We start from the raw sequence: 22,679 nt of genomic DNA, 5'->3' as shown, positions 1-22,679 counted from the left end.
ACACGGACTATGGCGAGCAGCTACACCGTCAAGATGCCCCAGCTCTCGGACACCATGACCGAGGGCGTGCTGGTTGAATGGGAGAAGCAGCCCGGCGATTTCGTAAGCCGCGGCGATGTAGTGGCCCAGGTGGAGACCGACAAGGCCATCATGGACGTGGAGGTCTTCCGCGAGGGCTATCTCTCTGGGCCGCTGACCCCGGTGGACACCTCGGTGCCCGTGGGCGAGGCCATCGCCTACCTGGTGGCTTCCGCCGAAGAGGTGGAAGCCACCGAGGCCGAGGCCCCGGCCGGCGGTGGCGAGCCGGGGGAGGGCGGCGGCGAGGCCCACGCCGCCGAGCAGCCGGGCCAGCCCAGCCAGCCCGCGGCCTCCCAGCCGGCCCCTGCCCAGCCCGAGTCCGCCGCGGCGTCGCACGCGCCCGCAGGTCCGGCCCAGCCGGCGCCCCGGCCCGCGGGCAAGAAGGTCACCCCCTATGCTCGGGTGGTGGCCCGCCTGATGAGCGTGGACCTGGAGCGCGTCACCGGCACCGGTCCCGAGGGCGAGATCACTGCCGACGATGTCCAGGCGGCCGCTCCCGCCGGCGCCCCGGCGGCCCAGCCTGCCGCCCCTCAACCGCGCAAGATTCCCGGCGAGGAGCGCGACATGAGCTCGCTGGAGCGGGCGGTGGCCCAGAATATGCAGGAAACCTTGGCCATGCCGCTGTTCCGGGTGAATCTGCACGCCCACCCTGAGCGCCTGCAGCAGGCCGCCAAGTCCATGGGGGTGAGCTTCACGGTGCTGCTTGCCCGCGCTTGCAGTGAGGCCATCAAGGGCCACCCGGCGATAAACAACGCCTACCAGGCCGGCGACAAGATCGTGGAGCGCTCCAACGTCGATGTGGGCATCGCCGTGGAGGCGGCCAAGGGCGGCCTGGTGGTGCCGGTCCTGCGCGACGTCAACAACCGCGAGCTCACCGAGCTGGCCGGCAGCTGGAAGGACCTTGTGGATCGCGCCCGTCAGCGCCGGCTGACCCCGGACGAGTACGAGCACCCCACTATCATGCTCTCCAACCTGGGCATGTTCGGCATCGAGTACTTCGACGCCATCCCGGTGCCCGGGGCCAGCGCCATTCTGGCAGTGGGTACGGTGGGCGAGGACGGCATGGGCCTTACCCTGTCCTGCGACCACCGGGTCATCAACGGCGCCGACGCCGCCCGCTATCTAAGCGACCTCAAGGGCCTGATCGAGAACCCGGACAGCTGGCTGGAAGGCGGCTTCCCGCTCATCCCCGAGGCCGACTGGGACGTGGAAGTGGCCATCCTCGGCGGCGGTACCGGCGGCGAGGACGCCGCCCGCGAACTGGCCGAGAACGGCCACTCCGTGGCCCTGATCAACGACGAGGCCCTTCCCGGCGGCGAGTGCCTGTGGCGCGGCTGCATCCCCTCCAAGGCCTGGCGGGCGTCGGCCAACCGCATGCGCGACCGCGCCGGCGACTCCCTGCTGGGCGTGGAGGGCACGGACAAGCCCAGGCTAAACTGGCAGGCCCTGGAGGAGCACCGTCGAGAGGTCCTCAACAACCGGGGCCAGATGGCCTTCAAGGCCGACAAGGGCCTCAAGATCGACTACCGCCAGGGCCGGGCCCGGTTAACCGGCGAGCATTCCCTGGCCTACACCGACGCCGAGGGCAACGAGCAGACCCTCACCTTCGGCGCCGCCATCATCGCCACCGGCGCACCGCCGTTCGTGCCACCCATTCCGGGCGCGGATCTGGACGGCGTGGAGACCTCCAACACCATCTGGGACCTGGCCGAGCCGCCCAAGCGCCTGGCGGTCCTGGGCGCCGGCGCCATCGGCCTGGAGATGGCCCAGATCTTCCGCGATTTCGGCGCCAAGGTCACCACCTTCGAAGTCCAAAACCGGGTCCTGCCGGAGGTCGATGGCGAGGTGGCCAAGGAGCTGGGCAAGCTGCTCGAGGACGAAGACGACCTGACTCTCCACTTGGGCAGCAAAGTGACCAAGATCGAGGGGGCACCCGGCAACCTTACCGTCCATTTCTCCGACAGCGAGGGCAAGGACCACCAGGTGACCGTGGACCGCGTCCTCATGGCCACTGGCAAGCGGCCCCAGCTGGACGGTCTGGGCCTGGAGGCCGCGGGGGTAGATACCGAGGACGGCTTCATCCAGGTGGACGCCCGCGGCGCCACCTCCGCCGGCCATATTTTCGCCGTGGGCGACGTCGTACCGGGGCTGATGCTTGCCCACACCGCCGCCACCCAGGGCCGCATAGCCGCTTCCAACCTTTTGGGCGAGCGCACCAAGTACGACCAGGCACGGGACTGCGGCGTCATCTTCACCCGCCCCGAGTCAGCCTTTGCCGGGCTGACCGAGGAGCAGGCCAAGGAGCGCGGCTTCGATCCGGTGGCCGCCAAAACCCTAGTCAAGATCGATGCCATGGCCATGATCGAGGGCGAGGAAGACGGCCTTATCAAGATGGTGGTGGACAAGACCACCCACCGGATCCTGGGCGTTCATATCCTCGCCGACCACGCCGATACCCTGCTCGGCGAGGCTGTGATGATGGTTTCCGGGCGCCTCACGGTGGATCAGGTCGCCGAGGCCATCCATCCCCACCCCACCCAGACCGAGCTGTTCGGCGACCTCGCGCGGCGCCTGCTAGGCCGTTTGAAGCGGGCGGCCAAGAAAAAGGCCAGGGCGTAGTGTAGGTTACCTCGCCTAGGCCGAAACATTTCACACGGGCGGGGCTACCCCGTCCGTTATCTTTTGATAGGGTGGAAACGCGCTAGCTGCCAACATGGTACTAATAGGCCTTCCTTGCCCAACGTACCTTGGCGGCGGCCTCCAAAAGACGCTTTAACGGGAGTTGTTGGCGATGACCGGGAACCAGAAAATCGAGCTCCAGGACTTCCTCAAGCACCAGCATATCTGTCAGTCCATGACCCTGCAGGAGATTGACACCCTACTGGATTTCCTCGCCTACGAGGAATTCGACCGGGACGAGGTCATCGCCGAGATCGGCCAAGTGGGCGAGAACCTCTATTTGGTGGTCTCCGGGGAGGTCAAGCTGGAGCATCAGGACAGCCAGGGCAACGAGGTGGAGTCTGGGCGTCTGTACGATGGCGAACTCGCCGGAGAGATGTCCTTCTTCGACAAGCAGCCGCGCTCGGTGCGCATGACCTCCGGCCCCGGCACCACCAAGGTGCTCAGGCTGTCACGGGAGATGTACAAGCGCCTGCGGGTGGAGCATCCCTACATTGCGGTGAACCTGCTCGAGCACGCCCTGATCAGTCTCGACCACCTCTTCCGGCGCATCAGCAGCGAATACAGCCAGGTCACCGAGTACATCGTGGGCGCCGGTACGGCCAAGAGCTAGCTTGGATCGGATCAGCAGCGCCCCAACGAGTGTTACCGCCACGGGGAGTTCGCTTTGAGCCAGCCCGAACGCCGTCTCCGCCACATTCTCCTTGGCGCTACCGCGGTGGCGGCTTTCGCCATCGCCACCCCGGCAACCGCCCTGGACAGCTTTTTCGTGGGCGGGCGAGGTCAGGCCATGGGCGGCGCGCTAACTGCCGCCACCGACGACCGCAACGCCCAGTACTACAACCCGGCCGCCTTCGGCTTTTTCGGTATACGGGGCGCCACCGGCGACCAGCTCGCCGTGGACAACAACAATCTTGGCCGGAAGGACTGGGGCGTGGGCCTTGACGGCGGCGGCGGCTATCGGCTCCACGGCAAGGCCGCCTATTATGTGGACCGTCTCGCCGGCGCTGACCTGAACACCCTTACCGACGGCATCAAGAACCAGAGTGAGTTGGAGCGCGTAGTCCAGTTGACTAACGACTTGGCCGGCATCGACGACCCGGGTAACGCCTTCAGCGCCGACGCCACCGCCGGGACCGCCCTGCGCTTCGGCAACTGGGGTCTAGGGGTCCGCGGCATGGCTCAAGCCACTGGACGGGTCGATCAATTGGATTCCAGCAATTTAGGTATCTCTGGTTCCTTTGATCCCTCCTCTGAGTATTCGGGCAGTACTAGTCCCGGCCGGGATGTTCTCACCCAGAATCAATACGACACCATAAAAAATACTAGCGGGTGGGATACCGGCGATGCGGACGCCATAGATGATCTACTTAAAAACTCGAACGTCCAGGTTGATTCCAAAAACCTGGACCAAGCCGTTAAGCTCCTTTCCGATGCCCGATCAGGCACTGGCAACCTTAACCAAAATGATACCCAAGTCACCTTCCGCGGCTTCGGCGTCATGGAGGTGCCGCTGACCTACGGCTACGCCATCAACGAGACCTGGTCGGTGGGCGGCAATCTCAAGTTCATGAAAGGCCGTGTCTACGGCAACCAGGTTGTCATCTTCGACGACGACTCCGACGACGTCGTCGCCAAGACCGACGAGCGCTACGAGGAGACCACCAACGTCGGCGTGGACGTCGGCATCATGGGCCGCTGGGAGATGTTCCAGGTCGGTTTCATGGGGCGCAATCTCAACAGCCCCTCCTTCGATGGCTTCCGCGATCCGGAAACCAATTACAAATACGACGATGTCACCCTGGACCCCCAGGCCCGCGCCGGGTTTGCCTTCATCCCCTTCAACACCCTGACCCTGGAGGTGGACTACGAACTCACCGCCCAGGAGACGGTGCGCAACAACTACGAAACCCAGTACCTCTCCGCCGGCCTCGAGTGGGACGCTTTCCGCTTCCTGGCACTGCGCGCCGGCAGCTACAACAACATGGCCGAGGACGACATCGGCACCGTGTACACCGCCGGGCTGGGCCTGAACCTGTGGGCCGTCCGCCTGGACGTTGCCGGCGCCATGTCTGCTGACGAGACCACTGTGGACGGCGAGGACCGGCCCCGGGAGGCCCGGGCCACCGCTGAGCTCAGCGTCGACTTCTAGTTATCCTGACCAACCCGCTTGCAGGGCCCGCCACGCGGCGGGCCCGGTTCATTGATGCGGGAAGGTCCAGCCCATGGCCGAAGGGCTAACCGTAGCCCCCCGATTTTGAGCTTGAAGCCACCCGAGACGGCACTTTGCGCCTATCCGACCTCAAGGGTCAGGTCTTGGTGGTCTATTTCTATTCGAAGGCCAGCACCCAGGGCCAGGAGCTCCGGGACCTCTGCCCCCCGCTTAAGGGGCTCGGCGCCGAGATCATCGGCATCTCCCGCGACTCGTTGAGGCGCCACACCAGTGTCGCCGCCGAGCACGACATGCGCTTCCCGCTGGCTGTCGATCCCGACGAGACCGCCTGCGCCGCCTACGGGGTGCTCAAGGAGAAGACCAACAGGCAGGGCAAGACGGTCCACGGCGTGGTGCGCTCCACCTGCGTTATCGGCGGCGCGGGCATGATCCGTATCGGCGGCTACGGGGTGAAGGCCCAGGGCCCCGCCGCCGAGGTCCTGGAAAGGGGGATGGACCGGGACGGGTAGGAACGTATGCCTCCCCTCTATGCCATTGCCCTAAACCAGCAGCCGTCGCCGCAGCCGGGCGACCGCCAGCTGATAGGCCCCCACCAGGTAGAGGCCCAGAACCAGAAGGTGGAGAGCAATGGTGTCGGGCAGCTGGCCTGCCAGGATGGGCCGCACCAGCTCCACCCCGTGGACCAGGGGCAGGAAGTGGATGGCGGTCTGGAGCCAGGAGGGCAGCGTGCCCACCGGGTAGAACACCCCGGAGAACAGGAACATGGGCGTTATGAAAAGGGTAAAGTAGTACAGGAAGAAGTCGTAGGACGGCGCCAGGCTGGTGATGAGCATGGCCAACGCGCCAAAAGCAAGCCCGATGAGGATCACCACCGGCAGGACCGTCAGGGTGACCGGGTCCATAGGGATGGCCCCCAGCGCCAGGGCCACCACGAACAGAGTGACCCCGGAAATCAGGCTCTTGGTAGCGCACCAGGCAACCTCCCCGGCCACCACCTCCGGCAGCTGCAGCGGCGTGGCCAGCATGGCGCCGTAGGTGTCCTGGCGCGTCATGCGGGTGTAGGCGGCGTACAGGCCCTCGAAGCTGGCGGTGTTCATGGCCGTGGCGCACAGGATACCCGAGGCCAGATAGACCATGTAGGGCATGTCCGCCATGCCTTCGATGTAACGTCCCAAACCGTAGCCCAGGCCCAGCAGGTACAGCAGCGGCTCGCCGAAGTTGCCCAGCAGCGAAGGCCAAGCGTAGCGCCGCCATACCCGCACATTGCGAAGCCAGACGGCGATGAACCGGGGATGGGGAATAGCTAGCTGGAGCATGGCATTGCCGTGAGGAAGGAGGCGTGAGGGGTGAGGCGCAACGGCCCAAAACGCCTACCCACCGAGGCACTCCCCGTAACCATTAGCATGCTAATCATATTCCGGATCGGCTTATAGCCTGGATTTCGTGGGTATCTGTGCCTATCTGGGTCATCTGCGGATGGGCCGTTCTCACCGTTGCACCTCACTCCTCAGCCTTCACTCCTTACTCTTCAGCAAGCTCGTGGCCGGTAAGGCGTAGGAAGACGTCCTCTAGGTTGGCCAGCCGGTGGAAGTGGGTGTTCTGGCCGGCGGCGTGCAGCCGATCCAGCACCAGTTCCGGCTCTGCCGTGTACAGGTAGGCGGTATCGCCAGCATGGACCGTCCGCACAGCGGCCAGATCGCCAACCTCGGGTACGCCGGCCTGCTCCATGGGGACCTCGATAACGTGGGGCTCCACGTGGCGGGCCACCAGATTGGTAGGGCTGCCCTGGTCCATGATGCGGCCGGCATCCATGACCACTAGACGGTCGCACAACCGGGCCGCCTCCTCCATATAGTGGGTGGTCAGAAGCAGGGTTCGCCCCTCCTCCCGCAGCCGCCGCAGCTGCTGCCACACCAGCCGCCGGGCCTGGGGGTCGAGACCGGTGGTGGGCTCGTCCAGAACCACCAGCTCCGGGTCGTTGATCAAGGCTCGGGCCAGCGATAGGCGACGCTGCATGCCCCCGGAGAGGGCCTCTATTGGAGCCTCGCGCCGTTTTCCCAGCTGGAAGAAGTCCAGCAGGCGATCGATGCGCTCCGCCACCACGCGCCCCTTGAGCCCGAAATAGCTGGCGTAGACCCGAAGGTTGGCCGCTACCGTCAGGTCCACATCCAGGTTGTCGCTCTGGGGCACCACCCCGCAGCGGGAGCGCACGGAGCGCACGGCGGCGGGGATGGGCTCGCCCAGGACGCTCAAGCTGCCCGCGGTGATGGGTGAGAGCCCCAGGATCATGCGGATGCTGGTGCTCTTGCCGGCGCCGTTAGGCCCGAGCACCCCGAAGCACTCGCCCCGGCGCACCTCCAGGTCGATGCCGTCGACCACCGTGTTGCCGTGGTAACGCTTGGTGAGCCCCCCAGCCCGGACCGCTGGCCGCCGAGTACCTCTTTCCCCTGCGGGGCTGCCGGGTCGCTCGGGGGCTTGGGCTTGAGGGGCATTGGCGGAGATTTCCGACACGGTTAGGCGATTCCTTTTCGCTCCGGTACCATTGCGGGACACTGACCTCGCTCGGCAACACAGATGCCCAAGGCTATCAGTAACAACACCCCCTCCGACGCTTCCGACCAGGAGACTCCCCCCGGGCCCACGGAGACCGTGACCATCGGCGACACCCGGGTCACCCTCCTGGGCACCGCACACGTCTCCCGCACCAGCGCCGAGGAGGTAGCGCGGTTCCTTGCCAGCGGCGACTACGACGCCGTGGCGGTGGAGCTGTGCCCTTCGCGCTACCGGACCCTGACCCAGCCCGACTCCTGGGGCGAGACCGACCTGTTCCGGGTCATCCGGGAGGGGCGTGCAGGCACCCTGGCCGCCCACCTGGCGGTTTCCGCCTACCAGCAGCGTCTCGCGGAGCAGCTGGGCGTGGACCCAGGCGCCGAGATGCGGGCCGCTATCGATGCGGCCGATGAGCAAGCCGTGCCGCTGTGGCTCATCGACCGGGAGGTGGGCATCACCCTCAAGCGCCTCCTTTGGGGCGTGCCCTGGACCCACCGCCTGGCGCTGGTGGGCGGCCTGCTCACCAGCTTCCTGTCGCGGGAGAAGGTCACCGAGGACGACATCGAGCGCCTCAAGGAAGGCGACGTCCTGGAGAGCACCTTCGGCGAGTTCGCCGAGCACTCGCCACGGCTCTACAACCACCTGGTGGGGGAGCGGGACCGCTTCATGGCGGCCCGGCTGCGCCAGGAGGTGGCCGCTTCCCGCCGCTCCGGTTCTTTCGATCAAGGCGTTGGGGATGGGGTGGAAACCGGCAACCGCGACCACGTGCTGGCGGTGGTGGGTGCCGGCCACCTCGCCGGCATGGTTGACGAGCTCAGCCGCAGCGATGCCGCCGACCCGGCAACCACCATCGACGAGCTCAACCAGATGCCGCCCCGACGCCGCTGGCTTCGGGCCATCCCCTGGCTGGTGGTGGCGGCCGTGGCGGTAGCCTTCGTCATGGGTTTCCGGCAAAGCGCCGAGTTGGGCTTCCGCCTCATGGGCGAATGGGTGGTCATCAACGGCGCCCTGAGCGCCCTCGGCGCCGCCATTGCCGGGGCCCACGTGCTGACCGTGGCGGGCGCCTTCGTCGCCGCCCCCATCACCAGCCTCAACCCCACCGTGGGCGCCGGCATGGTGGTGGCCGCCATCGAAACCGGCCTCCGCCGGCCGCGTGTGACCGATTTCGACAGCCTGCGCTCCGACATCACCCACCTAAAGGGCTGGTGGCGCAATCGGGTGGCGCGCATCCTGCTGGTGTTCATCATGTCCACCATGGGCTCGGCCATCGGCACCTACCTGGCCGGCTTCCGCATCATCGAGCAGCTGGTCCGCTGACCACCCTCAAGACCCGGAGCCCACCGCAGGAGCGGCCGCCTCGCCACGATCGATGCCTAGCTGCGACCGGGTCGCGGCGGGGGGCCGGTCCTACAAAGCAGGCCTCCCGCCTTTTCGGCTACTCGCCGGCCTCGCCGACACCGACCTTGACCCCCTCCTTGAACGGCAGGTGCCCGGCCACCTGGCGGGCGTAGGACGTCACTTGCGGACGCTCGCGGTCCAGAAAGTTGGCTACCGCATCAAGCAGGCCGGGATGGCGGATCCAGTGGGCGCTATTGGTCACGGTGGGGACGAAGCCGCGCTTGATCTTGTGCTCGCCCTGGGCGCCGCCCTCGAAGCGCTCCAGACCGTGGGCGATGGCGTAGTCGATGCCCTGATAGAAGCACAGCTCGAAGTGCAGGAAGTCGTGCTCCTCGCGCGCGCTCCAGTAGCGCCCAAACAGGGCGTAGTCGGAGCGCAGGTTGAGCGCGGAGGCCACCATTTCGCCGTCGCGCTCGGCACTGATTAGCACCACCCGGTCGCCCAGGGCCCGCCCCAGGTGCTCGAAGAAGGGCCGATTTAGATAGGCCGGGGCGCCGCGCATCTCGGTGGTCATGGCATAGCCCTCATGGAAGGCCGCCCACTGCTCGGGGCCAATCTCGCCACCGTGGCGCACCACGATGTTAAAGCCCAGGTCCGCCGCCCGCCGCCGCTCCTTGCGGGTCTGCTTGCGCTTGCTCGAGGAGAAATCGGCCAGGAAGGCCTCAAAGTCGGTGTAAACGCGGTTGCGCCAGTGGAACTGGACATCCCGGCGGCCCATGTAGCCGGTGGCCTCCAGGGCGGCCTGATCTCCTTGGTCGGGGAACAGCCACTGGATAGCGCCGCACTGGTAACGCCCGGCCAGCTCGTCGGCGGCGGTGAGCAGGCGCTCACGAACTTCGGTGGCGTTGGCCTCCGCATGAACCAAAAGCCGGGAGCCGCTCACCGGCGAAAAGGGCACCGCCGCCACCAGCTTGGGGTAATAAGGCAGGCCGTTGCGCTGAGCGGCACCGGCCCAGCCCCAGTCGAACACGAACTCGCCGAAGGAGTGGTCCTTGAGGTAAAGCGGCGCCGCCCCCACCAGCCGCCCCGCATGGTCTCGCACCGCCACCGGCACCGGGTGCCACCCGGTGCCCCGGCCGACGCAGCCGGTCCGCTCCAGGCCGGCCAGAAAGGCATGGCTCAGGAAGGGATCGGACCCCGCGAGGGCATCCCACTCGGCCGGTTCGAAGTCGGTGACACCGTTGGCGAACTGGGTATCGGACATGGGATCCCTGGGTTCGGACCGGATGGTGCAGGCTACGCCTTACCAAAGAGAACAGAAGTTTTGTCAGGGTAGCCGCCCGAGGCCGGAGGCAGATCGCTCCGGGGAACCCTGCCCTGCGGGCATCCCCAAGTCGCTTTTTGCCTCGGCCGCTTCGGGAAACTTTACTTCTGTTTCCAATTAGAAATAGGCGAACGGACTCAGCAGGCGGTGCGGTCCAGTTCCCGCTGCTGCGCCTCGATCCAGTCCCGGACACGGCGGTTCAGCTCGGCAGCGGACAGACCCTCCGGGTCAATGCTCGGACCGATGCGCAGGGTGATGGTTCCGGGATACTTGCGCCAGTCGGAGCGGGGCCAGCAAAGCCCAGAGTTGAGCGCCACCGGGACCACCGGCACCCCGGCAGCCACCGCTAGGCGGGCGCCGCCCTGGGCGTACTTGCCGGTCTCGCCCGGGGGCATGCGGGTGCCCTCGGGGAAGAGCACCACCCAGCGGCCGCCCGCCAGATGCTCCCGCCCCAGAGTCTCCACCTGCCTCAAGGCCTCGCGGGTGGAATCGCGTTCGATGCCGATCTCCTGCAGGGCCTTGAGGGACCAGCCGTAGAAGGGGATGCGGAAAAGGACCCGCTTGAGCACCCAGGACAGGTGCGCGGGGAAGACCGTCCGGAAGGCGATGGTCTCCCAGGCGGACTGGTGCTTGGACAGGATAACGGCGGGCCCGGGCGGCAGGTTGGCCATCCCCTCCACCCGGTGACGGACCCCGCAGGTAAGGCGCAGCCAGAACAGGACCGTGTGGCACCAGCCCCGGGCAATGCTTTCGCGAACGGCAAAGGGCAAGGGCCAAACAGCCAGCAGGGGGATGGCGAACAGCGGCGTGACCACGCCCAGGCCAACGTAGAACAGCGCCGAGCGGATACCGGCCATCATGCCGATGCGGCCTCCAGAAGGCTGTCAACGAAGGCGGGCAGATCGGCATGGACCACCGTGCCGGGCGGCAGCCCCCGGCTCTCGGTTGCCGCCCCCTTGCCGGTGCGCACCAGCACCGGTTCGGCCCCGGCGGCCAGCGCGGCCTGAAGGTCCCGTTCGGCATCGCCGACGAAGGGGACATCGGTCAGCTCGCACCCGAGATCCTCGGCCGCCTGATGGAGCAGGCCCGGAAGCGGCTTCCGACAGCCACAGGCGTCGGCATCCACGTGCGGACAGAAGAAGACCCCGTCGATGCGGCCGCCGGCATCGCCGGCCTCGGCCGTCATGCGGCCGTGAATCCGCTCCAGATCCTCGGGGGACAAGATGCCCTGGCCGAGGCCCGACTGGTTGGTAACCACCGCCACACGGATGCCGGCCGCCCTCAGCCGGGCCAAGGCCTCGGGGACCCCGTCCAGCCATACCCACTCATCCGGGGACCGGACATGGTCCGGCCTGTCTTCGTTGAGGACGCCGTCGCGGTCCACCAAGACGCAGGGCGGCAGACGGCTCATCCGGGCAGGTGGGACAGGTCCGCCACGCTTCGGGCGGCGGCGTGGATGGTCTTGAGGAGGGCGAGGCGGTTGCGGCGGACAGCGTCGTCGGCGGCCATCACCAGCACCTCGTCGAAGAACCGGTCCGCGGGTCCGCGCAGCTCAGCGAGGGCCAGCAGGGCGGTGGTGTAGTCGCCGCCGGCGACGGCGTCCTCGAAGCGGGCGCGCACGCCCTCGAAAGCCTCGGCCAGGGCGGTTTCCGCCGCTTCGGTGAAGGCCCCGGGATCGAAGGCATCGGGGACGGCTTCCTCCGCCTTGCGCAGGATGTTGCCGATGCGCTTGTTGGCGCTGATCAGGGCTTCGGCGTCGGGATGGGCCAGCAGCGCCAGCAGCCCCTTGAGCCGCAGGTGGGCATCAAAGGGGTCGGTGGGCCGCAGGCTGAGCACAGCGGCCACGCGGCTCTTGTCCGGATGGCATTCGGACGTGCCGTGCTCTCTGGCAACCTCCCGGCTTTCGCTGATGACGTCCCAGTAGGCGAAAGAACCCTTCTCCTCCGTCACCGCCTCCACGTACATGGGGGCCAGGCGCTCGTTGAGGAAGTCCAGCACGGCATCGGCCACCTCGTCCTCGGCCCGCTCCATGCGGCCATCGAAGGCGCGGTAGGCGCGGCGGATGAGCTCGGGCAGTTCCAGGTGGATACGGCCCTCGATGGCCATTCGCTGGATGCCGATGGCGGCCCGCCGCAGGGCGAAGGGGTCCTTGCTGCCGGTGGGCTCCAGGCCGATGCCGAAGCAGCCCACCATGGTGTCCAGGCGGTCGGCGATGGCCAGGGCAGTGCCGGTGCCGGTCGCCGGCAGGTCGTCTTCGGCATGGCCGGGACGGTACTGCTCGGCCAGGGCGGCGGCCACCTGCGGGTCCTCACCATCCTCGGCGGCGTAGTAGCCGCCCATGAGCCCCTGGAGGGTATCGAACTCGTCCACCATGTCGGTGAGCAGGTCGGCCTTGGCCAGCCAGCCGGCACGCTCGGTCAGCGCGGCCACCGAGGGGTCGAAGGCCTCGCTCACAGCCGGGGCCAGCAGGGCCAGGCGCTCGGCCTTGTCGTACAGGGTCCCCAGCTTGGCCTGGAACACCACGTGCTTGAGATCACCCACCCGGTCGGCGAGCGGGCGCCGGCGGTCCTCGGCCCAGAAGAAGCGGGCATCCTCCAGCCGCGCCCGCAGGACGCGCTCGTGGCCGGCCCGCAGGGCGGCCTTATCCTTGGAGTCGATGTTGGCCACGGCCACGAAGGCGGCCATAAGGTTGCCGTCGGTGTCCTCCACGGGGAAGAACTTCTGGTGCTTCTCCATGGAGGTCTCCGGGACCTCCCGGGGCAGCTCCAGGAAATTGGGGTCGAACCCTCCGGTGAAGGCCACCGGCCACTCCACCAGCCCGGTCACCTCGTCCAGCAGGCCGGCCACCGCCGGGCTATCGGGAAGGGCGCCGCCGGCAGTCTGAGCCTGGGATTCCACCCCCTTCTTAATTTCCCCGTACCGCTCAGTAGCATTTGCCACGACAAAATTTTCCCGCAGAAGCCCGGTGTAGCCGCCCTCGTCCGCCTCGTGCAGGTGCACGGGGTCCGGGGCGTGGTAGCGGTGCCCCCGGGTGAAGCGGTCCGAGGCGATGCCGCTCAACTCGAAGGGCACCACGTCGCCGCCGAAAAGGGCCAGGACCCAGTGCACCGGCCGGGCGAAGCCCCACTCTTGATCGCCCCAGCGCATGCGCTTGGGCACCGGCAGGTCGTGGATCACCTGGGGCAGCACCTCGGCTAGCACCGCGGGGGCCTCGCGCCCGCTTTGGTGCTCGGTGAAGAACAGGTACTCGCCCTGCTCCGTATGCCGGCGCTCCAGCTCGCTGGCGTCCACGCCGAAGCGGCCGGCGAAGCCGCTGGCCGCCTTGGTGGGCACGCCGTTGCCATCGAAGGCGGCGGAAACCGGCGGGCCCCGGTGCTCCACCTCGCGGTCGGGCTGGCGCTCGGCCACGGCCGGGAAGAACACCGCCAGGCGGCGGGGGGTGGTGTAAACGGAGTCCTGGCTCTCTTCCAGAAGATCGCTATCGGCCAGTGCAGCGTCCAAGCGGAGGCGGAGATCCTCCGCCAGGCGCTCCTGCATCCCCGCCGGCAGCTCCTCGACGCCGATCTCCAGCAGCAGGGCCCGGGAAGTGAACGCCTCGCTCATGCCGAGCCCTCCTTGAGCAGCGGGTAGCCCTGCCGCTCACGCTCGGTCAGATAGCCCTCGGCGCAGCCCTTGGCCAGGTCGCGCACCCGAGCGATGTAGCGGGCGCGCTCGGTGACGCTGATGGCGTGGCGGGCGTCGAGCATGTTGAACACGTGCGAGCTCTTCAGGCACTGGTCGTAGGCCGGCAGTGCCAGGCCCGCCTCCAGCAGGCGGGTGCATTCGGTCTCGAAGGCGGTGAACTGGTGGAACAGCAGGTCGGTGTCGGCGGCCTCGAAGTTGTAGCGGGAGAACTCCACCTCGTTCTGGTGCGACACCTCGCCGTAGGACAGGTCCTCGCTCCAGGCCAGATCGAACACCGACTCCACCGCCTGCAGGTACATGGCGATGCGTTCCAGGCCGTAGGTGAGCTCGCCGGTCACCGGCCGGCAATCAAAGCCCCCCGCCTGCTGGAAATAGGTGAACTGGGCGATCTCCATGCCGTTGAGCCACACCTCCCAGCCCAGGCCCCAGGCGCCCAGGGTGGGCGACTCCCAGTCGTCCTCCACGAAGCGGATGTCGTGCACCAGCGGGTCCACGCCAAGGGCCTTGAGGGAGCCCAGGAACTGCTCCTGGATGGCCAGCGGCGAGGGCTTGAGCACCACCTGGAACTGGTAGTAGTACTGCAGGCGGTTGGGGTTGTCGCCGTAGCGGCCGTCGGTGGGCCGGCGGGAGGGCTGAACGTAGGCGGCCCGCCACGGCTCGGGCCCCAGGGAGCGCAGGAAGGTGGCGGGGTGGAAGGTGCCCGCGCCCACCTCGATATCAATGGGCTGCTGGATGACGCAGCCCTGCTCGGCCCAGTAGCGCTCCAGGGCGAAGATCAGCTGCTGGAAGGTCAAGGTCCGGCGATCCTTAGGATAAGGCTCAGGGGGGATTCGTAATCGACTGAGATGGACGAAGTTTGCCGGCTAACCGGGCGAGCGTCAACGCGGCGGCCGGGGCAGGGACCGGCTGTGGCAGCGGCGAAAGCCGCGACCCTGGGCGCGGCACGGCGTCGGTGCTCTCGCACCTCCCACAATGCGTTGCGGAATGGCGGCAGTGGTACCGGCCGCGATCACCTGCCCCCCGGGGCTCTCCTTCGCCAGATCGCTTCGGTAAACGCCGCCCCGACAGCGACCGGGAGCCTCTTGCCTACCCCGCCACCGCCAGAACCCCGGCCAAAAGCACGCCGAGCTCCACCAGGGCACTTATGGATCGGCGGATGGCCGGCTCCAGGAAAGCCGGCACCTCGGCGAACCGGATCAGCCGCAGCCAGGCCCGGGAAGCGGGCCACAGCGACACCAGGGCGAGCAGGGCCAATGGCGGCAGGGTGCCCGCAGCCACCGCCGCCACCAACCCCCCATGGGCCCCGAGCGCGATGGCGCCATACAGCCAGCGGGCCCGCCGCGGCCCCAGCCTGACCACCCAGTGGCGCTTGCCGGCAGCGGCGTCGGCGCGGTGGTCGGGGAACTGGTTCACGAACAGCAGGTTCATGGCCACCAGCCCGAATGGCACCCCGGCTGCCAGGGGCGTCCAGGCGAACGCCTGCCGCTGCACCCAGTCGGCGCCCAGCGGGACCAGGACCCCGAAGCCCACGGCCACCGCCACCTCGCCAAAGCCCCGTCCGACCAGGTTCACACCCCGGGCCGAATAGGCCCATCCCAATACCAGGCCGGCCAGACCGATCCCGAGCAGCCCCGGACCCGCCACCGCCACCAGCGCCCCACCGATCAGCGAGCCCATCGCCAGCAGGCCCCAGCCGAACCGGCCCATCTGGCGCGGTGACCACACGCCGTTCTGGATGAAGCGGCTGCCCCCGGTGAATGGGAAGATGCGGTCGTGGTTGAGCTCGTCGCTACCACCGAGAGCGTCGTAATAGTCGTTGAGGACATTGATCCCGGCATGGACCACCATCGCGCCGACCACGGTCAGCACCGCCGTCGCCGGCCCAATGGCGACGCCGTCGTAGGCCGCCGTCGCCAGCCCCAGCAGGGCCGCCAGGGCGCTGGCGGAAAGGAAGGCCGGGCGGGTGGCCAGGACCAGCCGCAGGAGGGGGTTGGTCAGGGTCTGGGGTGTGGGCTCGGTGAAAGGCATGGTTTCACGTAATTAAGGATTAAGTAGTTAAGTAATCAAGTTGGAGGCGATTCCGATGCGAGGGATTTCTGCCCAGCGAAACCGCACTTTACCACCTTACGGCTTTTTTCCGGTTCCAACTTACCCACTTAACTACTTAATTACTTAACACTTCAGAATAAATCCCCCGGATCCACATCCAGCGACCAGCGCAGCCCCTGGCCGGCGCGGATGCCTTCCAGGGCCGGGGCCCAGGGGCCCAGGGCGCGGTGGAGGCGGGTCCGGTCCGGGCCGGTGACCAGCAGCTGGGCGCGGTACAGGCCCTGGAGCCGCTCAACCGGGGCCGGCGCCGGACCCAGGAAGGCGACGCCGTCCACCCCCAGCCCCTCGCCCAGATCGCGGGCCTGCTCCAGGAAGGCGCGGGGGGCATCGGCATCGGGGGCCTCCGCGCGCAGCAGGGCGAGCGGGGCGAAGGGTGGCAGGCAGGCGGCCCGGCGCTCTTCCAACTCCTCGGCGGCGAAGGCGGCGTAGTCGTGGGCCTTGAAGTGCTCGAACATGGGGTGGTCGGGGTGGTAGGTCTGCACCCATACCCGGCCCGGGCGCTCGGCGCGGCCGGCCCGCCCGGCCACCTGCAGGATCTGCTGGAACAGCCGCTCGCGGGCCCGGAAGTCGGCGGAGTACAGGCCACCGTCGGCGGCCACCACGCCTACCAGGGTCACGCCGGGGAAATGGTGGCCCTTGACCACCATCTGGGTGCCCACCACCACCTGGGCCCGGCCCTCGGCGATGGCGTCCAGCTTGGCCTCCAGGGCCCCCTTGCGGCTGGTGGTGTCGCGATCCACCCGGACCCGGCGGACATCCGGCAAGCGCGCTGCCAGGGCGTTTTCCAGTTGCTCCACGCCCACTCCCATGGTCTGCAGGTCGGGGTTGCCGCAGTCGGGCTGCTGGCACTGCACGGGGATGGCGCTGCTGTGGCCGCACATGTGGCAAAGCAGCATGCGCCGGCTCTGATGGAGCGTCAGGGGCCGGTCGCAATGGGGGCATTCCCGGGTCCAGCCGCAAGAGGGGCACATCAGCACCGGGGCGTAACCGCGGCGGTTGAGGAATAGCAGGGCCTGCTCGCCGCGCTCGGCCACCGCGGCAATCTCGCGCAGCAAGGCGGGCGCTAGCCCGCCCTCGGCACCGACCCCCCGCATGTCGATCAGCCCCACCTGGGGCAAGCTAGCGCCGCCGGCGCGGTCCGGCAGGTGGAGCCTGCGGTAGCGGCCCCGGTCGGCGTTGTACAGGCTTTCCAGGCTGGGGGTGGCCGAGCCCAGGACCACCGGGACCTGTTCGCGGTCGCCGCGGACCAAGGCGAGGTCCCGGCCATGGTAGCGGAAGCCTTCCTGCTGCTTGAAGCTGGGGTCGTGCTCCTCGTCCACCACGATCAGGCCGGGCCGCGGCAAAGGGGTGAAAACGGCGGAGCGAGTGCCAATCACCACCTGGGCCTCGCCAGAGCGGGCGGCCTCCCACCCGGCCAGGCGCTCGCCCTCGGCCAGTCCCGAATGCAAGACCGCCAGACGGGCGCCCAGGCGGTGCCGGAAGCGGGTCAGAAGCTGGGGCGTCAGGCTAATCTCCGGCACCAGCACCAGGGCCTGGTCGCCGCGCTCCAGGAGGGGCTCGATGGCCTGGAGGTAGACCTCGGTCTTGCCGCTGCCGGTTATTCCCTCCAGCAGGAACGGCGCGAATCCCTCCGCCGCGCGGATGGCCGCCACCGCCTCGGACTGGGCCGGATTCAGGTTCGGACCAGGCTCCGGGGCCACCTCCGGGTCGGCCACCCTCGCCCCCGCTTCCGGGGCCACCCAGCCCCGCTCATGCAACCGCTTCAGCGGGTCCCGCAGGTTGGGTGCGACAGTGCGCAGCTCGGCCTCGGACTGGTGCCCTTCCATCAGGGACTGAAGCAGGTCGCGCTGGCGCGGGGCGCGCCTCAGGCTGGCCGGATTCACCGCCCGGCCGGCGTCGCTAATCCGCCATAGACGCGGCGGCTCGGGCAGCCGGCTGCCCTTGGCCAGGGGGCCAGGCAAGGCCGCGGCGAAGACCTCGCCTTCGGGATGGTGGTAGTAGGCCGCCGCCCAGCGGATTAGGTGCCACAGGGCCGTCGGCCACAGGGGATCTTGGTCCAGCACCTGATCGACCGGGCGCAACCTTGCCGGATCCACTTCGGGGGTGGTGGGCGTATCCACCACAACACCAATGCGGTGGTGGCCACGGAAGGGCACACGCACCCGGGTCCCTGGCTGCGGTAGATCCCCTTCCGTCGGCGGCAGGTAGTCGAATAGGCGCCGCAAGGGGACAGGCACGGCCACCCGCAAAAAACCGCCGATTGCGCCCTGGCCCGCAGGCTTTAGGGCGGCCTCCGCCTTGTCCGAGTGGTCAACGGGGTGATTCATGGTAGGCTACCGGGCGCGCGCGAGGCGCGGACAAAAGAATCCGAGTGATAAGCAGGAGATTTGGGCATGGCCCTATTTTCCCAGGACGACCTGGCGGTGTTCACCATACCCGGGTTCGACGAGCGCATGCAGGCCATCCGCGAGCGCATCCATCCCAAGTTGGCCCAGCTCGGCGACGATATCATCGAGCCCCTGTCGCAGAAGGCCGGGGAGCCCCTGTATCCCCACGTGGCGAAGCATGCACGACGCAGCGTCAATCCACCCGAGGATACCTGGGTAGCCTTCGGACCGGAAAAGCGGGGCTACAAGAAGCACCCCTATATCGGGGTAGCGGTCAGCCAGTTCGGGGGCCATACCCAGGTGGTAGCCAAGCCCGAGACTTGGGCCACCGACCGACCCGCCATGGCCGACCGCCTGGACGCCAAACGGCCCCCCATGCGGCTCGCCAACTTCCAGGACTGGCGATTCCAGTCGGCGCCCGCCGAGCAGCAAGCCGACGACGCCTTCTGGGATGCTCGCCTCCACAAGATGCGGCTCAAGACCGGGGGTTTGGACCTCGGCCGCACCCTACCGGCGAGCAAGTCGGTCCCGGACTCCTTGCTTGCCGAGCTCGACGATTTCGTCACCCTGTACCGCATCCTGCGCGGCATGGAATAGCCGAACCGCCGGCCGGTTTGCTGCCCGAAGCCGGCGCGCGGCAGAATGTACGTTCGGCCGCGCGCCGTCATCCCCCAGCCGGACCCGCCTTGCATCAGAAAAGGACCGTTTTGACCAGCCAGCCACCCGCAAGCCCCGACCTCGGCGAGGTCGTCACCCACCGGGACCAGCTCGTGCGCTACCTGGAGGCGGGCAGCAAGCCCCGCGAGGACTGGCGCATCGGCACCGAGCACGAGAAGTTCGGGTTCTACACCGATAACCTGCGCCCCCTGGCCTTCGACGGCGAGCGCGGCATCGAAAGCGTGCTCAAGGGCCTGACCCGCTTCGGCTGGACGCCTATGACCGAGGCCGGCGGGACCATCGGGCTCAAGATGGACAAGGGCTCGGTGACCGTGGAGCCGGGTGGTCAGGTGGAGCTCTCCGGCGAGCCGCTGGACTCCATCCACGCCACCTGCAAGGAGGTCAACGAGCACCTCAAGGAAGTCAAGGAGGTGGCCGATCCCCTGGGAGCAGCCTTCCTGGGCGTGGGCTTCCAGCCCAAATGGCGCTTGGCGGACATCCCCCGGATGCCCAAGGAGCGCTACCGCATCATGACCGAGTACATGCCCACCCGGGGCAAGCACGCCCTAGAGATGATGTACCGCACGGCCACGGTGCAGGCCAACCTGGACTTCGGCTCCGAGACGGACATGGTCAAGAAGTTCCGGGTGGGGCTGGCCCTGCAGCCCATCGCCACCGCCCTGTTCGCCAACTCGCCGTTCACCGAGGGCCGGCCCAACGGCTACCTAAGCTACCGCTCCCACGTGTGGATGCACACCGATCCCGACCGCTGCGGCGACCTACCCTTCGTGTTCGAGTCGGGCATGGGCTTCGAGCGCTACGTGGATTACGCCTTGGATGTGCCCATGCTCTTGGTGGTGCGCGACGGTCACGCCTTGGACGCGGCCGGGGCGTCCTTCCGCGACTTCCTGGCCGGCCGGCTGCCGGCCCTGCCCGGCGAGCGGCCCTCCCTGGGCGACTGGGAAACCCACCTCACCACCCTCTTCCCCGAGGTGCGGCTCAAGCATTTCCTGGAAATGCGCGGCGCCGACGGCGGTCCCTGGAGCCGGTTGTGCGCCCTGCCGGCGCTATGGAAAGGCCTCCTGTACGACGACACCGCGCTGGACGCCGCCTGGGACCTGGTCAAGGGTTGGACCGCGGCGGAGCGCTGGGACCTGCGCGCCAAGGTTCCCGAGCAGGCGCTGCATGCCGACGTCCGCGGCCGCTCGGTCCACGACCTGGCACGCGAGGTGCTGACCATTGCCGAGGACGGCCTACGCCGACTCGATCGCCGCAACGCCAGCAATCAGGACGAGCGCATCTTCCTCGCCGACCTGTTCGAGGTGGTGGACCAGGGCCGCACGCCGGCCGAGGTTCTCCTGGATGAATACGAGAACCGCTGGCGCCGGGACATCGATCCCCTGTTCCACGAGCACTGCTACTGAGGGTCGGGATCCGGCGTCGGAGCCAGCCGGGCTTTGGCCAACAGCCGCGGCCTTACCCGAACAGGCCCAGTTGCTCACCGCTGGCACCCGCCTCGGTCAGGTTCGCCACCGTGACCCCCAGCAGACGCACCGGCTGATCCATGGCGTCGGTCCGGCGCAAAAGCCGCCGGGCCCAGCCGGCCAGCTCCTCCGTGTCCGCTACCGGCTGGCCCAATGTCTGGCTGCGGGTAACGGTTCGGTAGTCCCCGTAGCGCACCTTCACGGTCACCGTGCGCCCCGTTTGGCCCCGTTGGGCCAGCCGGTCGTAGACGTGGGCAGCCATGGACCCCAGCACCCGGTCCATCGCCACCAAGGCGGTGATATCCGTTTGGAAGGTGTCCTCAACCCCCAGGCTCTTGCGCTCGCGAGGCAGGCCGACCGGCCGCGGATCGATGCCGTGGGCGAAATCGTGCAGCGTGGCTCCGAACTGCCCCAGTACCCCGGCCAGCTCTTCCCGCCCCCGCCGGCGGAGGTCGGCCACGCTGTCGATGCCCTGTTTGATCAGCACCCGCTCGGTGGCCGGGCCGACGCCGTGGAGCTTGCGCACCGGCAGGGGCGCCAGGAACGCCGCCACCTCCTTGGGCGGCACCACGGTGAGGCCGTCGGGCTTGTCCCAGTCGCTGGCGATCTTGGCCACCAGCCGGCTGCTGGAGACGCCGATGCTGACCGCCAGGCCGGTCTCGGCCCCCACCCGCTCGCGGATGGCCGCGGCTACCGCTGTCGCGGAATCGTAGGGCGCCAGATGATCGCTGATGTCCAGGTAGGCCTCGTCGAGCGAGGCCGGCTCCACCACCGGGGTGAATTCCAGGAAAATGGCCATGATCCGATCCGACTCCCGGCGGTAGCGCTCCAGGTCCGGTCGCAGGAAAACGGCGTGGGGGCACAGTCTCCGGGCCGTGGCGGCGGGCTGGGCGGAGTGGATGCCGTAGGCGCGGGCGGCGTAGTTGGCCGTGGAGACCACGCCGCGACCGTGGGGATCGCCGCCGATGACCAGGGGCACCTCCGTCAGATGCGGCTCGTCGCGCATGTGGACGGCTGCGAAGAAGCTGTCCATGTCGCAGTGGAGAATGCGGCGCTGGCGGCCATCCATGCCTGCCCGCTCCCGGGTTCGAATGATGCAGGGGCCCTTCCCTGCTAGAGTGGGCTTTCTGCCGGTGGGCCTTCGGCGGAGGGGGGTATGTCCGAATTCCGGCTCAAGCGCGTCTACGATCCGGCAGCCCCGGAGGACGGCCGGCGCGTGCTGGTGGAGCGGCTCTGGCCGCGGGGAATGCGCAAGGCCGATGCCGCCCTCGACGATTGGCTCTGGGACATCGCGCCCTCTAGGGATCTGCGCCGTTGGTACGGGCATGACCCGGCCAAATGGCCCCAATTCCGCCGCCGCTATCGTGAGGAGCTTGCCATCCACACAGGCCTCCTGGCCAAGCTGCAGGCCGATGCCGGGGAAGGGCCGGTGACCCTTCTGTTCGCCGCCCATGACCGCCAACGCAACAGCGCCGCGGTCCTCAAGGAGGTCCTGGACGAGGGCTGGGGGCATGGCGGGAGGGCCCCGACCCAGAGCCAGGAGCCCCGCCAGGGAGCAGAGCAACCCCGCTTCCGTGCCATGACGGAGTCGGACCTGGCCACCATCCTGGAGCTCGAATCCGGCTGCCATCCCGACCCCTGGACCATCGACATGCTGCAAACCAGCCTGCGCCAGGGCCATCACTGTCGGGTGATGGAGCTGGACGGCGCCGTCCTGGGCCACGCCGTGCTGCAGGTGGTCGCCGGCGACGCCGAGCTCCTCGACCTTTGCATCGGCGCGGGCATTCGCGGCCAGGGATGGGGACGGCTTTTCCTGCGTCATCTGATCCGGGAGGCAAGCGAAGCCGGGGCGTGCCACTTGTTTCTGGAGGTCCGGGCCTCCAACGAGGCCGCCATCCGGGTCTATTCCGGAGAAGGCTTCCACCAGGTGGGCCGGCGCCCCCGCTATTACGTCTTGCCCGACGGCCGCGAGGACGCCCTGGTCATGGCCCGCTACATCGGCGACGGCGAGCAGACTCTCTAAGAAGGGCCGCTCGATGAGTCAGGTCTCGAGAGTGAGGCGTGAGGTGTAGAAGCAACGGCGACGGAGCGATCCGCAGATGCCACGGATGAACGCAGATGGTGAGGCTAGCGCGGCTGTTCCCTGACCGCCTCGATCGGCTTGACTTCGGTAAAGCTGTACATCCGCGCCATCTGCGGATAAAGCCTTTGACGGC

At 68.1% G+C, this 22,679-nt stretch carries 17 protein-coding genes and 1 pseudogene; 8 read left to right on the top strand and 10 right to left on the bottom strand.

Annotation, left to right across the window (positions count from 1 at the left end; all coding sequences use genetic code 11):
• The first annotated feature begins 9 nt into the window (after window positions 1-9).
• The 4 genes and pseudogenes from V5A19_RS06255 to V5A19_RS06240 all read left to right on the top strand — a co-directional run.
• The gene (locus V5A19_RS06255) at window positions 10-2,697 is read left to right on the top strand and encodes an FAD-dependent oxidoreductase (RefSeq protein WP_332318418.1); all 2,688 of its coding nucleotides are present in this window, start codon (window positions 10-12) and stop codon (window positions 2,695-2,697) included.
• Window positions 2,698-2,869: 172 nt separating this feature from the next.
• On the top strand, window positions 2,870-3,370 hold the full coding sequence (locus V5A19_RS06250; RefSeq protein ID WP_332318417.1) for a Crp/Fnr family transcriptional regulator: 501 nt from the start codon (window positions 2,870-2,872) through the stop codon (window positions 3,368-3,370).
• 54 nt (window positions 3,371-3,424) lie between these two features.
• A complete protein-coding gene (gene traF, locus V5A19_RS06245) occupies window positions 3,425-4,909 on the top strand; it encodes a conjugal transfer protein TraF (protein ID WP_332318416.1) in 1,485 nt (494 codons plus the stop codon).
• A 110-nt stretch (window positions 4,910-5,019) separates the two neighbouring features.
• Window positions 5,020-5,439, top strand: a pseudogene (locus V5A19_RS06240) (peroxiredoxin); the annotation flags it as partial.
• Window positions 5,440-5,469: 30 nt separating this feature from the next.
• Here the strand turns inward: V5A19_RS06240 and V5A19_RS06235 are convergent.
• Complete coding sequence (locus V5A19_RS06235) at window positions 5,470-6,246, bottom strand: ABC transporter permease (RefSeq protein ID WP_332318415.1); 777 nt, start codon at window positions 6,244-6,246, stop codon at window positions 5,470-5,472.
• Between the two features lie 205 nt (window positions 6,247-6,451).
• Window positions 6,452-7,309, bottom strand: a complete 858-nt coding sequence (locus tag V5A19_RS06230) for an ATP-binding cassette domain-containing protein (protein WP_443081427.1) — start codon at window positions 7,307-7,309, stop codon at window positions 6,452-6,454.
• Window positions 7,310-7,504: 195 nt separating this feature from the next.
• Between V5A19_RS06230 and V5A19_RS06225 the strand changes: the two genes are divergently transcribed.
• Window positions 7,505-8,797, top strand: a complete 1,293-nt coding sequence (locus V5A19_RS06225; protein WP_332318413.1) for a TraB/GumN family protein — start codon at window positions 7,505-7,507, stop codon at window positions 8,795-8,797.
• Between the two features lie 118 nt (window positions 8,798-8,915).
• On the opposite strand, the gene V5A19_RS06220 is transcribed toward V5A19_RS06225, so the two are convergent.
• The 7 genes from V5A19_RS06220 to V5A19_RS06190 form a co-directional block, all read right to left on the bottom strand.
• A complete protein-coding gene (locus tag V5A19_RS06220; protein ID WP_332318412.1) occupies window positions 8,916-10,082 on the bottom strand; it encodes a GNAT family N-acetyltransferase in 1,167 nt (388 codons plus the stop codon).
• A gap of 197 nt (window positions 10,083-10,279) precedes the next feature.
• Window positions 10,280-11,002 carry a lysophospholipid acyltransferase family protein gene (locus V5A19_RS06215; RefSeq protein WP_332318411.1) on the bottom strand — a complete coding sequence of 241 codons (723 nt, stop codon included), beginning with the start codon at window positions 11,000-11,002 and terminating at the stop codon, window positions 10,280-10,282.
• Entirely contained in the window at window positions 10,999-11,553 is a 555-nt protein-coding gene (gene gmhB / locus V5A19_RS06210; RefSeq protein ID WP_332318410.1) for a D-glycero-beta-D-manno-heptose 1,7-bisphosphate 7-phosphatase, read from the bottom strand. Before gmhB ends, V5A19_RS06215 begins: the two co-directional genes overlap by 4 nt.
• Window positions 11,550-13,745 (bottom strand): glycine--tRNA ligase subunit beta, encoded by a 2,196-nt coding sequence (glyS, locus tag V5A19_RS06205; protein ID WP_332327738.1) that lies wholly within the window; start codon window positions 13,743-13,745, stop codon window positions 11,550-11,552. The genes gmhB and glyS overlap by 4 nt, the downstream gene beginning before the upstream one ends.
• On the bottom strand, window positions 13,742-14,620 hold the full coding sequence (gene glyQ, locus V5A19_RS06200; protein WP_332318408.1) for a glycine--tRNA ligase subunit alpha: 879 nt from the start codon (window positions 14,618-14,620) through the stop codon (window positions 13,742-13,744). Before glyQ ends, glyS begins: the two co-directional genes overlap by 4 nt.
• Window positions 14,621-14,912: 292 nt before the next feature.
• Complete coding sequence (locus V5A19_RS06195) at window positions 14,913-15,854, bottom strand: prenyltransferase (RefSeq protein ID WP_332318407.1); 942 nt, start codon at window positions 15,852-15,854, stop codon at window positions 14,913-14,915.
• Between the two features lie 152 nt (window positions 15,855-16,006).
• Window positions 16,007-18,262 carry a primosomal protein N' gene (locus V5A19_RS06190; protein ID WP_332318406.1) on the bottom strand — a complete coding sequence of 752 codons (2,256 nt, stop codon included), beginning with the start codon at window positions 18,260-18,262 and terminating at the stop codon, window positions 16,007-16,009.
• A gap of 66 nt (window positions 18,263-18,328) precedes the next feature.
• On the opposite strand from V5A19_RS06190, the gene V5A19_RS06185 reads away from it, so the two are divergent.
• A complete protein-coding gene (locus tag V5A19_RS06185) occupies window positions 18,329-18,919 on the top strand; it encodes a DUF1054 family protein (RefSeq protein ID WP_332318405.1) in 591 nt (196 codons plus the stop codon).
• 110 nt (window positions 18,920-19,029) lie between these two features.
• Window positions 19,030-20,403: a glutamate--cysteine ligase gene (locus V5A19_RS06180; protein WP_332318404.1), complete on the top strand. Its 1,374-nt coding sequence runs from the start codon at window positions 19,030-19,032 to the stop codon at window positions 20,401-20,403.
• Window positions 20,404-20,455: 52 nt separating this feature from the next.
• On the opposite strand, the gene dinB is transcribed toward V5A19_RS06180, so the two are convergent.
• On the bottom strand, window positions 20,456-21,532 hold the full coding sequence (gene dinB / locus V5A19_RS06175) for a DNA polymerase IV (protein WP_332318403.1): 1,077 nt from the start codon (window positions 21,530-21,532) through the stop codon (window positions 20,456-20,458).
• Between the two features lie 87 nt (window positions 21,533-21,619).
• Between dinB and rimI the strand changes: the two genes are divergently transcribed.
• A complete protein-coding gene (gene rimI, locus V5A19_RS06170; protein ID WP_332318402.1) occupies window positions 21,620-22,486 on the top strand; it encodes a ribosomal protein S18-alanine N-acetyltransferase in 867 nt (288 codons plus the stop codon).
• The last annotated feature ends 193 nt before the right edge of the window (window positions 22,487-22,679 follow it).

Source organism: Thiohalorhabdus sp. (assembly GCF_036628635.1).
In the GTDB taxonomy this organism is placed as follows: domain Bacteria; phylum Pseudomonadota; class Gammaproteobacteria; order Thiohalorhabdales; family Thiohalorhabdaceae; genus Thiohalorhabdus.
This window is presented reverse-complemented; position numbering and strand designations above follow the sequence as displayed.

Excerpts from the sequence above, each read along its gene's own strand:
- V5A19_RS06255 (WP_332318418.1), top strand. The coding sequence starts at position 10 with ATGGCGAGCAGCTACACCGTCAAGATGCCCCAGCTCTCGGACACCATG.
- V5A19_RS06250 (WP_332318417.1), top strand. The coding sequence starts at position 2,870 with ATGACCGGGAACCAGAAAATCGAGCTCCAGGACTTCCTCAAGCACCAG.
- V5A19_RS06235 (WP_332318415.1), bottom strand. The coding sequence starts at position 6,246 with ATGCTCCAGCTAGCTATTCCCCATCCCCGGTTCATCGCCGTCTGGCTT.
- V5A19_RS06225 (WP_332318413.1), top strand. The coding sequence starts at position 7,505 with ATGCCCAAGGCTATCAGTAACAACACCCCCTCCGACGCTTCCGACCAG.
- V5A19_RS06220 (WP_332318412.1), bottom strand. The coding sequence starts at position 10,082 with ATGTCCGATACCCAGTTCGCCAACGGTGTCACCGACTTCGAACCGGCC.
- V5A19_RS06215 (WP_332318411.1), bottom strand. The coding sequence starts at position 11,002 with ATGATGGCCGGTATCCGCTCGGCGCTGTTCTACGTTGGCCTGGGCGTG.
- gmhB (WP_332318410.1), bottom strand. The coding sequence starts at position 11,553 with ATGAGCCGTCTGCCGCCCTGCGTCTTGGTGGACCGCGACGGCGTCCTC.
- glyS (WP_332327738.1), bottom strand. The coding sequence starts at position 13,745 with ATGAGCGAGGCGTTCACTTCCCGGGCCCTGCTGCTGGAGATCGGCGTC.
- V5A19_RS06195 (WP_332318407.1), bottom strand. The coding sequence starts at position 15,854 with ATGCCTTTCACCGAGCCCACACCCCAGACCCTGACCAACCCCCTCCTG.
- V5A19_RS06190 (WP_332318406.1), bottom strand. The coding sequence starts at position 18,262 with ATGAATCACCCCGTTGACCACTCGGACAAGGCGGAGGCCGCCCTAAAG.
- V5A19_RS06185 (WP_332318405.1), top strand. The coding sequence starts at position 18,329 with ATGGCCCTATTTTCCCAGGACGACCTGGCGGTGTTCACCATACCCGGG.
- dinB (WP_332318403.1), bottom strand. The coding sequence starts at position 21,532 with ATGGATGGCCGCCAGCGCCGCATTCTCCACTGCGACATGGACAGCTTC.
- rimI (WP_332318402.1), top strand. The coding sequence starts at position 21,620 with ATGTCCGAATTCCGGCTCAAGCGCGTCTACGATCCGGCAGCCCCGGAG.